General features: G+C 69.0%; 11 protein-coding genes. 6 read left to right on the top strand and 5 right to left on the bottom strand.

The window, feature by feature from the left end; translation table 11 throughout:
* Window positions 1-45: 45 nt before the first annotated feature.
* The 5 genes from ABD987_RS19540 to ABD987_RS19520 all read left to right on the top strand — a co-directional run bounded on the left by ABD987_RS19540 (window position 46) and on the right by ABD987_RS19520 (window position 4,564).
* On the top strand, window positions 46-840 hold the full coding sequence (locus ABD987_RS19540) for a response regulator transcription factor (protein WP_345395136.1): 795 nt from the start codon (window positions 46-48) through the stop codon (window positions 838-840).
* Window positions 841-999: 159 nt separating this feature from the next.
* Window positions 1,000-2,844, top strand: coding sequence for an acyl-CoA dehydrogenase (locus ABD987_RS19535; RefSeq protein WP_345395133.1), 1,845 nt, complete (start codon window positions 1,000-1,002; stop codon window positions 2,842-2,844).
* Between the two features lie 157 nt (window positions 2,845-3,001).
* Entirely contained in the window at window positions 3,002-3,277 is a 276-nt protein-coding gene (locus tag ABD987_RS19530; protein WP_345395131.1) for a GlsB/YeaQ/YmgE family stress response membrane protein, read from the top strand.
* Between the two features lie 186 nt (window positions 3,278-3,463).
* Complete coding sequence (locus tag ABD987_RS19525) at window positions 3,464-3,757, top strand: GlsB/YeaQ/YmgE family stress response membrane protein (RefSeq protein ID WP_345395129.1); 294 nt, start codon at window positions 3,464-3,466, stop codon at window positions 3,755-3,757.
* Between the two features lie 63 nt (window positions 3,758-3,820).
* Window positions 3,821-4,564 (top strand): leucine-rich repeat domain-containing protein, encoded by a 744-nt coding sequence (locus tag ABD987_RS19520; protein ID WP_378214201.1) that lies wholly within the window; start codon window positions 3,821-3,823, stop codon window positions 4,562-4,564.
* Between the two features lie 3 nt (window positions 4,565-4,567).
* Here the strand turns inward: ABD987_RS19520 and ABD987_RS19515 are convergent, their stop codons facing one another.
* Genes ABD987_RS19515 through ABD987_RS19505 form a run of 3 tightly spaced genes read right to left on the bottom strand, consistent with a single transcriptional unit; the run spans window position 4,568 to window position 8,626 of the window.
* The gene (locus tag ABD987_RS19515; RefSeq protein ID WP_345395124.1) at window positions 4,568-6,427 is read right to left on the bottom strand and encodes a VanW family protein; all 1,860 of its coding nucleotides are present in this window, start codon (window positions 6,425-6,427) and stop codon (window positions 4,568-4,570) included.
* Window positions 6,428-6,465: 38 nt separating this feature from the next.
* The gene (locus tag ABD987_RS19510; RefSeq protein WP_345395121.1) at window positions 6,466-6,798 is read right to left on the bottom strand and encodes a GroES family chaperonin; all 333 of its coding nucleotides are present in this window, start codon (window positions 6,796-6,798) and stop codon (window positions 6,466-6,468) included.
* A gap of 1 nt (window position 6,799) precedes the next feature.
* Entirely contained in the window at window positions 6,800-8,626 is a 1,827-nt protein-coding gene (locus tag ABD987_RS19505) for an NHL domain-containing thioredoxin family protein (RefSeq protein WP_345396181.1), read from the bottom strand.
* Between the two features lie 175 nt (window positions 8,627-8,801).
* On the opposite strand from ABD987_RS19505, the gene ABD987_RS19500 reads away from it, so the two are divergent.
* Window positions 8,802-9,374, top strand: coding sequence for a hypothetical protein (locus ABD987_RS19500; protein WP_345395118.1), 573 nt, complete (start codon window positions 8,802-8,804; stop codon window positions 9,372-9,374).
* A 153-nt stretch (window positions 9,375-9,527) separates the two neighbouring features.
* On the opposite strand, the gene ABD987_RS19495 is transcribed toward ABD987_RS19500, so the two are convergent.
* Entirely contained in the window at window positions 9,528-9,995 is a 468-nt protein-coding gene (locus ABD987_RS19495) for an SRPBCC family protein (protein ID WP_345395115.1), read from the bottom strand.
* A 48-nt stretch (window positions 9,996-10,043) separates the two neighbouring features.
* Complete coding sequence (locus tag ABD987_RS19490) at window positions 10,044-12,359, bottom strand: oxidoreductase (protein WP_345395112.1); 2,316 nt, start codon at window positions 12,357-12,359, stop codon at window positions 10,044-10,046.
* Window positions 12,360-13,034 lie beyond the last annotated feature (675 nt).

Here is a 13,034-nt window from a genome sequence, read left to right as displayed (position 1 = left end):
GGGGGTCCGACCCCGGGAATGGCGGTGCAGAGACGGAGGCCACAGATGCGCCGCATCGAGCCCAACCGGACGCTGGGGAGCGCGTCCGGACCACCAGCGGGGGCCAGAAGCCTCGGCGTGGCCGCTGTCGATCCCGTCCCACTCCTGCGGGAGGGACTCGCCGCGATGGTGCACCGGACCCAGGGCCTGCACTGGGCGGGCATGGCGGCCAGTCACCACGCCGCCATGCAGCTGTGCGAGCAGGTCCGGCCCGACGTCGTGGTGCTGGACTCCGCGCTCGACCCGCACTGTCACCTCACCAGGCTGCTGAGCACCGGTGACCCGGCACTGGTGATCGTCACGCTGATCCGGGACGCCAACCGCACCCAGCAGTACCTCGCCACCGCGATCGCCGCGGGCGCGCACGCGATCGTCCCCCGCTCGATCGACCCGCGCCGGCTCGCCGAGGCGGTGCGACGGGCGCACAGCGATCGGCGCTACATCGATCCGTCGCTCGCCGCGCTCACCGCGCGGCCGAAGCGTCAACCAGCGCCCCGTGCCGCACTCCCCGACGACACCGCGCCGCCGCGCGCCGCGATGCCGCTGTCCCGTCGCGAGTACCAGGTCCTCCAGCTCGTGGCCGAGGGGCTGGAGAACTCGGCCATCGCGAAGCTGCTGTTCCTGTCCGTCGAGACCGTCCGGACGCACGTCAAGAGCATCCTGCGCAAGCTGTCCGCGCGGGACCGGACACACGCGGTGACCATCGCCTTCCGGTCGGGGATCCTGATCGCCAAACCGGACGACTCCATCGCCCCCGCGAGCCCGGTCGCCCCGGCGGCGGCGTCACAGGTACCACACTAGAAGCGAGTTTCCTGGTCCACGTCACATTTCCGGCTGACGAGAACGCCACAGAAGTGGCACAGCGCTTGCTCTGGTTACCAGCAGGTAATATCCTGAAGTTACCGGCGAGTAGGGGAACGCGTGCCCAGCCGGGGAGCCGACACAAACGGAAGTGACGACATGGGCCACTACAAGAGCAACGTCCGAGACCTGGAGTTCAACCTCTTCGAGGTGCTCGGTGTGCAGGAACGCCTGGGCAAGGGCGTGCTCGCCGAGTCCGACGAGGACACCGCGCGCGGTGTCCTGTCCGAGCTGAACAAGCTCGCGACCGGCCCGCTGGCCGAGTCGTACGCGGACGCGGACCGCAACCCGCCGGTGTACGACCCCAAGGACTTCAGCGTGAAGATCCCGGAGTCGTTCAAGAAGAGCTACAAGCAGCTTCTCGACGGCGAGTGGTGGCGGCTCGGCCTCACCAACGACCTCGGCGGCTTCGGCCTGCCCCCGACCGTCCAGTGGGCCGCCTCCGAGCTGATCCTCGGCGCGAACGCCCCGCTGTTCATGTACCTGGCGGGCCCGAACTTCGCCATGATCGTGGACAAGAACGGCACCGAAGAGCAGAAGCAGTGGGCGCGGATCATGATCGAGCGCCAGTGGGGCGCGACCATGGTGCTCACCGAGCCGGACGCCGGTTCGGACGTCGGCGCCGGGCGCACCAAGGCGATCCAGCAGGAGGACGGCTCCTGGCACATCGACGGGGTGAAGCGGTTCATCACCTCGGCCGAGCACGACATGACCGAGAACATCATGCACCTGGTGCTGGCCCGTCCCGAGGGTCCCGGCATCGAGACGCGCCCCGGCACGAAGGGCCTGTCGCTGTTCCTGGTGCCGAAGTTCCACTTCGACCCGAAGACCGGTGACCTCGGCGAGCGCAACGGCGCCTACGTGACCAACGTCGAGCACAAGATGGGCATCAAGGCCTCGACGACCTGTGAGCTGACCTTCGGCCAGCACGGCACCCCGGCCAAGGGCTGGCTGCTCGGCGAGGTACACGACGGCATCGCGCAGATGTTCCAGGTCATCGAGTACGCCCGGATGATGGTCGGCACCAAGGCCATCGCGACGCTGTCCACCGGCTACCTCAACGCCCGCGACTACGCCAAGGAGCGGGTCCAGGGCGCCGACCTGCCGAACATGCTCAACAAGGCCGCGCCGCGCGTCACCATCACCCACCACCCGGACGTCCGCCGCTCGCTGATGCTGCAGAAGGCGTACGCCGAGGGCCTGCGCGCGATCTACCTCTACACCGCCTCCTTCCAGGACCAGCTGTGGACCGGCGAGGGCGACGAGGCGTCGCTGAAGCTGGCGCACGCCGTCAACGACCTGCTGCTGCCGATCGTCAAGGGCGTCGGCTCCGAGCGCGCCACCGAGCAGCTCGTGCAGTCGCTGCAGACGCTCGGCGGCTCGGGCTTCCTGCAGGATTACCCGATCGAGCAGTACATCCGCGACGCGAAGATCGACTCGCTGTACGAGGGCACCACGGCCATCCAGTCGCTGGACTTCTTCTTCCGCAAGATCATCCGCAACAAGGGCGCCGCGCTGGCGCACGTCGCGGGCGAGGTCACGAAGTTCATCGAGGCGGAGGCGGGCAACGGCAGGCTCAAGAACGAGCGTGGGCTGCTCAAGCAGGCGCTGGAGGACACCCAGGGCATGCTCGGCTCGCTGGTGGGCTACCTGACCGCGTCGCAGGAGGACCCGCAGAGCATCAACAAGGTCGGCCAGCACACGGTCCGGCTGCTGATGTCGGTCGGTGACCTGCTCATCGGCTGGCAGCTGCTCAAGCACGCCGAGATCGCCATCCAGAAGCTGGACGGCGGGCCCTCGGCCAAGGACGTCCCGTTCTACGAGGGCAAGATCGCCGTGGCCTCGTTCTTCGCGAAGAGCGTGCTGCCCGAGCTGACCGCGCGCCGCGCGATCGTCGAGGCCGCCGACAACGCGCTCATGGAGCTCGACGAAGCCGCGTTCTGAGTTTCCATCCCCCGGACCCGGAGGGGCCTGCCTCGCTCGAGGCGGGCCCCTTCGTGGTTTCGGGCGTGACGAATCGCGCCGATCTCGTGTCTTCCTGGCGGAAACCCCGGAGAAGTGGGTACCCGGGGGACCTAAGCACACGAGCAGAGGAGACCCGATGACCGTCACCGGCATCATCAGCGCGATCGTGATCGGCCTGATCCTCGGGCTGCTGGGCAAGCTGTTCGCCCCCGGCAGGCAGAGCATCCCGATCTGGCTGACCATCGTGGTCGGGATCATCGCCGCCTTCGTCGGCACCGCCATCGCCCGCGGGCTCGGGTACGCCGACACGAAGGGCATCGACTGGCTGGAGATCATCACGCAGGTCGCACTGGCGGCGATCGGGGTGAGCATCGCCGCCGGGCTCTACGGGCGCAAGGGCATCTCCAGATAAGCCGAGCGGGTCGTGGTCCGTGAATGCCACATCGAGGGACTCTGAATCCCGCGATGTGGCATTCACGGAGGCCGATGCGACATCGGGAGCGGGGATGACTCACCCGGTCAGGGCACATTTGGGGCGGTTTGCCGGATTTGGTGCCACGGTGACACCACAGTGTTCCCACGGACGAAGGAGAGCGTCATGCTCGGTGGACTCTGGGGCATCATCTCGACGATCGTGGTCGGCCTGATTCTCGGCGTGATCGGCAGGCTGCTGGCCCCGGGCGCGCAGAAGATCCCGATCTGGCTGACCATCGTGGTCGGCATCGTCGCCGCCTTCATCGGCAACTGGCTGGCCGGGGTCTTCGGTGTCCGGCACACCAGCGGGATCGACTGGATCCGGCACATCTTCCAGGTCGCCGCGGCCGTCGTCGGGGTCATCCTCGCGACAGGCATCTACGCGAAGGTCAAGGGCGGCCAGCGCACCGGCAGCTGACGAAACCCGGTACCGTCGGCCCCTGTGCACTGGCTCGATCTCAGCGGACAGGGGCTGACGGAGCTGCCCGAGGACGTCGCCCTCGACGACGTCGTGCGGCTCGACCTCGACCGCAACGCCTTCACCGAATTCCCCGGCGAGCTCACCACCGCGCCCCGGCTCGAACAGCTGAGCTTGTACGCCAACGAAATCGCCACGCTCCCCGAGTCACTGTGGACACTCACCGGGCTGCGCGTGCTCAACCTCGCGGCGAACCGGCTGACCGAGATCTCCCCGGCCATCGCCGCGCTCGACCGGCTGCACACCCTCGACCTCGGGCACAACGCGCTCACCGACCTGCCCGACGAACTCGGCGCGCTCGCCGGGCTCACCGAGTACCTCTACCTCAGCGACAACCAGCTCACCGAGTTCCCGGAATCCCTGTGCGGGCTCGGCGGGCTTCGCTACCTCGGCTGCACGGACAACCGGATCGGCGCGCTGCCCGAGGACCTCACCGGCTTCGGCGCGCTGCGCGAACTCCGCTTGTACCGCAACGAAATCACCGAGATCCCGGAGTCGATCGGCACCCTTTCCAGCCTGCGCGAGCTGCACCTGCGCGGCAACCGGCTCCGCACCCTGCCGGACTCGATCGGCGAGCTGCCCGACCTCCGCCAGCTGGACCTCCGCGAGAACGCGCTGACGACGCTGCCGAGTTCGCTCGCCCGGCTGTCCACATTGGACAAACTGGATCTGCGCTGGAACAAGTACTTCCGGGAACCCTCGTGGCTGGCCGACTTCGAGGCGGCGGGCTGCGTGGTGCTCCGCTGAACCTCAGCAGAGCACGATCGGCCGCCCCTGATAGGTCGAGGTCCGGCTGTCCCGCCGCACCTCGGCACCGGAGTTGACGTCGTAGAACACCCGGATGTCCGAAACCGTGAAGCCCGGCGAACCCGGCGACGGCTGGCAGACCGAACCAGGAGTACCCGGGCCGACCTGGACCGGCGGCGGGCTCGGGTCACTCCGCGCCCCGGACACACTCTCGACGCGGAACCGTTTCGTGCCCCAGATCCGCACGGTCACCGCGTCCCCGGAAGCACTCGCCTGGATCGCGATCCCGGTCTGCGCGTCGTTGGTGATCTTCAGCTCGACCGGTGACCCGTCGGTGTTGACGACCTTCGCGTCCCGCGCGGCCGGATACCGATCGAGGTAGTAGTCGTGCGCGACGTGGCCGCCGTCGGCGAGCCCGGCCAGATACGCCGCGTTGAAGAGCACCGACGCGAACTGCGAGACCCCACCGCCCACGACGGCAGGCCCGGTGCCATCCTCGTTCGCCGGCGCGGCGACGTAGCCGTATTCGGCGGTACGCGGGCCCGAACGCGCGCCGAGGCTGAACGTCTCGCCCGGCTTGACGATCGCGCCGGAGACCCGCGCGGCCAGCAGCTGGTTGTTGGTCGCGACCGGACCCGACATGCCGCCGACGGTGAACTCGCCGATCAGGTCCTTGATGCCGAGCGCGTTGGCCGCCTCGGTGGTCACGCTCGGCTTCTTCGCGTCGTAGGTGACGTTCAGGTCCCGCCCGTCCGGCCGCGCGAGGACCTGCGTGAGCGGGACGAACGTCTTCTCCCAGTTGATCTTCCGCGCGTCCTCGGACGGTTTGACCGTGGGCCGGTCGGCCTCGAACACGATCTCCGCGTCCTTGCCGTCGGTCTCGGTCGGCTTCAGCTCTCCGAGCACGGCGTCCCGCAGCTTGCCCTGGTCGATGCGCACCTCGACGGCGCCGCCGTCCTTGCCCGCGAACTGGAACGAACTCGCGATCGCGGCCGGCTTCAGCACCGCCTGGCGCCCCTGTCCGTGGACGACGACCGGTTTCGCGACCGCGGGCGCGACGACCTTGTCCAGCAGCGTGTGTACCCCGGCCGAACTCGCCTTGACCGGGGTGACGGTCATCCGGACGTCGACGCCGTGCGGGGTGAGCCAGCCGTCGGTGATCGCCTTGACCGCGCCGTCGACGTCGTCAAGCCGCTGTCCCTGCCGCGGTTCGATCGCGTACGGCGTCACCCCGCCGTCGCTGCCCGGGATCGGCGTGAACCCGACCGCGCCCTCGACCACCGGATGATCCAGCGTCGCCCCGGCGAGGTGCCGGACGGACTGGGAGACCACCTGCGGATCGGTCTTGGTCACCACGCCGACCTCGCGCTGGGTGAAGAACGACAGGATCCGCGTGATCGGGTTGAGCGGCTGGTGCCCGGCCTGCTCCAGGGTGTTCGGCCAGTCGAGGCCGAGCCCGGAATCGGCGGGCACCAGCTGCGTACGGACATCGCCGCCCCGTACCGAAAACGGCTTCGTCAGCCGAGGCTCCAGCTCCCGGTGCAGCTTGTCCGCCGCGTCGCGGTGACTCAGCCCGCCGACGTCGATCCCGGCGACGGTGACCCCGCGCGGGACGTCACCGGCGCTGCTGAGCAGATCCGTGGCGTAGAGCACGACGAACAGCGCGATGACGCCGCCGACGAGCATGACCACCTTGCCGATGCCCTTGCGGAACCGCTTGGCCGGGGTGGGCGGCGGGACGACCCGCGGAGTTTCGAGCAGTTCGTCGGCGAGATCCTCGTCCTCCTGCCCGAACGGCAGGAGATCGTCCTCGAACAGATCCGTGCCTTCGCCCGGTCTCGGTTCGTCGTGGTTCTCGCGCACGCCCCTGCCTCCGGGTTCCCCTGCCCCTGGCGCCGGCGCTACAGGTAGAGGCCGGTGCCGTGTTCCGTCCGTTCCGTCGCCACCGCGTGGATGTCCCGTTCGCGCATCACCAGGTGCCCCTCGCCCTGGATCTCCACTTCGAGCTGGTCATCCGGGTTGAAGAGCACGCGATCGCCCGGTTTGACGTTCCGCACGCTGGTGCCCACGCCCAGTACATCACCCCAGGCGAGCCTGCGCGCGACCTGAGCTGTGGCGGGGATCACGATGCCGCCGCTGCTGCGGCGCTCGCCCTCCTCCGGGGACAGCCGCACGAGCACCCTGTCGTGCAGCATCTGGATCTCGAGTTTCGGGCCCTCAGACACGCGACTCATGCTACTGACCAGCGACCGGTTCCTTCGGCTCGCCCGCCATGACGAGACTCAGCGCACGCTCACCGCCGGTTTCGAACCGGACCGGGACACCCCAGTCCTGCCGGGTGATGCGGCACGCCGGGTGCTCGCCGCCGTCATCGCAGCTCGCCGCCTGCGCGACGACCTGGAGCACGCCTTCGGTGACGCCCTCGGCGAACCGGATCCGGCGGGTCAGGTCGGTACCGATCCCGCCGCCCTCGGCGAGCAGTTCCGGCGGCGAGGCGCTGATCTCCAGCCGCGTCGACGGGCCGTACCGGTCGTCGAGCTTCTCCCCGGGCGGCGGCGTGAAGACCACGCTGAACTCGACGTCCCCGGTGGCCAGCACGGTCGGCGGGCGCCGGACCGCGTGCGCGTCGCCCGTGACGGTCGTGGCCTCGTCGCCGGACAACGGCGCGACCCGGTTGCCCGCGGACTCGACGACCAGCAGCCTGCCGTCGTGCACGAGCAGGCCCTGCGGTTCGGCCAGTCCCGTGGCGAGCGTGGTGACCCGCCGCGTCGCGGGGTCATAGGCACGCACGGCGCCGTTGTAGGTGTCGGCGACGGCGATCCGGCCGTCGGCCAGCGCGGCGACGCCCAGCGGGTGCTGAAGAAGCGCTTTCTCGGCGGGCCCGTCGGTGTGTCCGAAGGAAAACAGGTCGACGCCGACCGCGGTGCGCACGGTGAACGACTCGCCGTCGGGCTCGATCCAGCGCAGCGCCGAGGTCTCGGCGTCGGCCAGCCACAGCTTGTCGCCGTCGACCGCGAGCCCGGACGTCTGCGCGAAGAACGCCTCGTGCACGTCGCCGTCGCGCAGCCCCTCGACCGTCGTGCCCGCGAAGCGCCGGATGGTCCCCGAAGCCGGGTCGAACACGCTCAGCGTGTGGTTGCCCGCCATGGCGACCACGACGCCGCCCGCGGGCGGCCACCACACGACGTCCCAGGGGCTGGTGAGGTCGATGTCGAGCGCGCGGCCGGTGTCCGTCCCGTCACGCCACTGGTTTCCGGTGCCCGCGACCGTGGTGACCTCGCCGGTGGTGAGATCGAGCCCGCGCAGCCGGTGTCCCGCCGAATCCGCGACCACCGCGTGGTAGCCGACGCGCCGGGCGATCTCCCCTGGCAGCAACGCGATCCCGGACGGCTCGGCGAACGCGGCGATGTCGAACGGCCCGTCCTGGTCACCGCGCTTTCCACTGCCGAACCGGCGGATCACGGTCTCGCCGTCGGAGGCGAACTCGACGATCGAGTGGTGCCCGGTGTCGGCGACCAGCACGCGGCCGCCGTCGGTGGTCACCGCCTTGCTCGGGAACCGCAGCTCACCGGCCTGCTCCTCGACCGGCACGTACGGGCTGCCGCCGCGCCGCAGCGTGCCCTTGGCCTCGTGCTTCGCGACGAGGTCCGCGATCACCCGGCGCAGCGCCTCGCCGTGCCCCTCACCGGCGGCGACGTGCACGACGTAGCCCTCCGGGTCGATGACCACCAGGGTCGGCCACGCGCGCACCGCGTACTGCGACCACAGCGCCATGCCCGGGTCGTTGAGCACCGGGTGGTGCACCTCGTAGCGGCGCACCGCGGCCTCGATCGAGGCCGCCTCGCCCTCGTGCAGGAACTTCGGGGAATGGACACCGATCGTGACCAGTACGTCCGCGAACTCCGCTTCGAGCGGGCGCAGTTCGTCGAGCACGTGCAGGCAGTTGATACAGCCGCTGGTCCAGAAGTCGAGCAGGACGACGCGTCCGCGCAGCTCGGCGAGGGTGATCCGGCGGCCGCCGGTGTTCAGCCAGCCCTCGCCGGTGAGCTCGGGGGCCCGCACGCGGGCCTGCGGTGGTGAAGAAGTCACGTAAGAAGTGAACTACATGTGCTCACGCAGTGTTCCGATGTCCGCGCCGTGGGAGGCCGAGCTCACCCGACAGGAGGACGCCCCCGGCCGCGTCAGGGCGGCGGAAAAGAAAAGGCGACGGCGCGAGGCGCGACTTAGGCTCATGGTTATGTCAACTGTCCAGCCGACCGGCGCGCTGACCCTCGAGGAGGCCCGCGCCGTCCAGGTAAGCCTCCAAGAACCGGTGCGCCCGGGGCTGAGCGACGCCGAGCTCGACGAGGTCGAGGAGCGGTTCGGCTTCCGCTTCGCCGCCGATCACCGAACGTTCCTCGCCGCGGGCGTGCCCATCGGCGACCGGTGGCCGGACTGGCGGTGCGGAAACCCCGACCAGCTGCGCAAACGCCTCGACTGGCCGGTCGACGGCGTCCTGTACGACGTCGAACACAACGCCTTCTGGTTACCCGACTGGGGGATGCGCCCGATCGACCTGTCCGACGCGCTCGCGGTGGCGCGACGTCAGCTCGCCGAGGTCCCGCGGCTGGTCCCGGTGTGCGGGCACCGGTACCTGCCCGCGATCGCGGGTTCGACCGGCTACCCGGTGCTTTCGGTGTACCAGACGGACATCATCGTCTACGGCAACGACATCCGCGACTACCTCGCGCACGAGTTCGGCGACGAACCGGTCGAGTCGAACACCGCCCCGCTCCGGGAAATCCCGTTCTGGTCCCAGTTCCTGGAGTAACCGGGTCGGGTATCGACGCGGTCAAACGCCCCAATGTGGCGTTCGCTGCGTTGGACGCAGCCAATGTGGCATTCGGTGCGTTGGACGCACCCAATGCCACATTGGGGCGCTCGAACCCGGCGACAACGAGCCAGATAAGTCCTTTGTGGAGAGTCAGGCGAGTTCGGCGGCGCTCTTCAGCCGGGCCAGCGTCGCGACGATGTTGGCCCGGTTCGCCTCGGCGCGGCGCCACACCCCGGTCGCGGTCGACGTCGGCAGTTTGAGCCAGCCGGGGCGACGCTCCCAGGTGCTCTCGGTGACGACGCAGCGATTGGCCGACGACTGCTCGATGTCGTACTGCCAGCGCGAAATCGGCAGGCCGAGGAACGTGACGTCGAAGGCGAAGCGCTTTCCCGGATCGGCGTCGGTGATGGTCGCGATCGTGCTCCAGCGCCGCGGCCCGCGGCGGTTGTTCCCGCGGAAGCGCGCGCCGACCGCCGCGGCGCTCGCCCCGCCGAGCCACCGGTGCCCGCTGTACTCCTCGGCGAGCCCGGCCAGCTTCCCAGGGTCGCTGACCAGGTCGTAGACCCGGTCCGGGGACGCGCCGATCTCGATCAGGCCGGTCGCCGTGGGCTCCGTCATTGAGCACCTCCATACCGCTGGTATGGACACATACTGACAGTACGAAGGTTAGTTGTCACGCTTCAGCATGCGGCTGACACCGGCGGCGACCGTCGACGCGAGGATCCAGCCCGACGCGGTGAACCCGGCCGCGACCCATTTGTCGACGCCGTGCATGTACCAGCGTGACTTGTTCCCGAAGTCGACGATCGGCACGAGCAGGTCCGCGGTGTAGATGACCGGGTTCCACTCGATCCCGGTGTCCTGGTTGTTGACCACGCATCGCTGGCCCTTCGCGAGGACCTGCGTACTGGCGTCGGGACTGCGCTCGTTGACGCAGTTGTCCGAGCCGAACCCGAACCAGAGGCTGCCGAGCACGAGCAGGGCCAGCAGCCAGCCGAGCGCGCGCACCGGGCGGTAGCCGTACCCGACCATCGACCGCTGCAGCCAGCTCCAGATCCGCACGCCCGGCCCGAACACCTTGAAACCACGCGCCAGTGCCTCGTACCGGAACTGCTGCTTGCGCAGCATCACCGTGGACGCGTGCTCCTCGTTACCGGACGCCCGCAGCATCGCGGCGAGCTGTTCGTACGGGCCCGGCCGATAGCCGCGCATCGCCTTGCGCAGCAACGCGACCCGGCGATCGAGCGCCTTGTCGTCGTCGAGCGCGATCTTCTTCTTCAGCGCGTCGTAACGGAAGTCCTCCAGCTCGATCCCGCCCTCGGCCGCCCACAGCTCGTCGTTGTCGGCGAGCGTCCCGCAGTGCGCGCGGCGCAGCAGCAGCCGTCCGGAAGGCGCTTCCTTCGGCGCCAGCTTGAACTCGTCCGCGGTGACGTCGCTGGCGTCCATCGCGATGCCGTGCTCGGCCAGCGAACCCAGTTCGGCGCCGGTGAGATCGACGCGCCGGGCGATCTGGGCGCCGTCGAGGTTCACCCCGCCCTCGGCGAGGAACGGGCGGTCCTTGTCCTCGGTGAGCATGAGGTCGCGGCCGATCCGCGCGGTGCGCAGATCGAGGGAAAAGCTGCTGGTGGTGCGCTTTCCCGGCTCGGAAAGCCGGGTGCCGAACAGGTTGACGCTGCCGCCGACCTCCACACCCTGCAGCCGCAACGTCCCTTCCAGGGTGGCGTCGGTGAGCTGGAGGTTCCCGGCGATCTTCGCGCGGCGCGCGGAAAACGCGTCCCGGCCGGGATGCAGCAGCATCGAGTTCCAGGCCAGCAGGTTCCCGCCGACCGTGATGTCCGACAGCCGCAGCTGCCCGCTCGGCACCCGCAGGCTGGTCGCCTCGACGTCACCGCCGATCGACGAGCCGTCCAGGTGCAGCGCCCGGTCGTAGTACGGCGCGTGCTCACCCCGTTTGACCGTGATCTCCGCGCCAGCCAGCCGCAGCGAGCCGCCGATACGCGCGTTGACCATCCGCAGCGTGCCGATCGCCTGGAGACCGTCGCTCAGCTCCAGGTTCCCGTCCACCTTCAGCCGGTCGGCGACGAACGCCGGCCGCGGGTCGAGGTAGGGATCGTTGGACTTCCAGGCGTCCACCACGATCGGCCCGCTCTGGTTGGCCACCATCCTGGCCTCGCGGAACACGATGTCACTGTCCACAGTGGCGCTCGGCAGATACAGGATCCCGTTGGCGGAGAAGCGTTGCCGCTGGCTCGGCGGCCCGTAGTTGTCGACCTCGCAGAGCAGGCTGCCGCCGATGTGCAGACCGTTCCCGTTGAGCGCGAAGCCGTCCTTGTTGTTCAGCGTCGCGCCGGAGAAGTTGACGTTACCGCCGGCCCGAAGGCCGGGGATGCGGACCTCGCCGTGCGCCACCATGCGGTACGCCAGCAGCGCGCCGGTGACCACGAGCCGGTCGGCCTGGATCGCCTTGCCGCGCGGATGCGAGATCGTGGTCCTGGTCAGCACGACCGAGCCCTCGACGACGGCGTCGGTCAGGTTGACCGCGGCGTTCGGCTTGCCGCGTTCCCGGTCGTCGCCGCGCTGGATGGTGGTCTCGTCGAGCTCGTTGTCGTCGTCCTCGACCTCGACCACACTGCGGATCAGCCGGACGTCGTTGCGGCTGCGCATGTTGCGGGCCTTGAGACCGGGCAGCCAGCACTTGCGGAACACCAGACCGAGCAGGTTGGCCTCGCGCACGTCCGGCGGATGCTCGAACCGGCAGCGCTCGAACCGGAACAGGAAGTTGAGGTTGGCCGCGCGCAGATCGAAGGTGCCGGTGATGTAGGCGTCTTCCACCTGCACGATCGGCGCGTTCGTGGCCTGGCGGCGCCAGCGCAGGATGCCCCCGGTCCCCGGCTTGAGCAGGTCGGCCGCCTTGACCTCGTACCGCTTGTCGGGAACACCCGCGAACGGGTCCAGCGGTGGCAGCAGGTTGTCCGTCGACACCCCCCAGGGCCCCCTTCTCGAACACGGGCTTCCGCCGACCGGGCGAGGACCGGTCAGCTGCGTGCTCTCCCGCTCAAGGTAGCGAAACCGAACGGCGCCCGCAGGCGTTCGGGAACAACGAACCGGGCAATTTCGGCACCGGTAACCTGGTTCGCCACGGTCTGTCCACCTCGCGCGACCATCGGTAGTCGCCGACCGGTGCCGACCTGCCTCACGCAGCCCGAAAGGTGCTTCACCGCGTCACAGACCACGGTGAAGCACCCCATTCACCGGACTGGACAGAAATTGTCAGTCATCACCGGTCGACGTACATGTAAACCCAACGTCCGTCGTCCATCTGATAACACTGAAGAATAATCTCGTAGTAGCGCTGGTGGTCCCGTGAATCGAGATGACAGCTCTGATAGTCATTGAACGTCCTACTGCACCCGAGCGGCCGCGGGCACCCGCCACCACCTGCGGTGACGGCGTCATTCGATGCGCTCGCCGCCTCGGCCCCCACGACGGAAAGCGTGCTGACGGCCGCCAAACCCACGGCACCGGCCGCAATTCTCCGCATCCAGTCTCGCACGAAAAACCTCCCTCATTGACGACTACCGAACGAATTCGGTTGATCATGATCAGTTGATCATGTCGCCACCTCGATAGATACCCCGAACCGGAGTATTTCCAGAG

Source organism: Amycolatopsis samaneae (assembly GCF_039541975.1).
GTDB lineage: Bacteria > Actinomycetota > Actinomycetes > Mycobacteriales > Pseudonocardiaceae > Amycolatopsis > Amycolatopsis samaneae.
The sequence above is the reverse complement of the archived record's forward strand: the minus strand, read 5'-3'. Positions and strand labels throughout refer to the sequence as shown.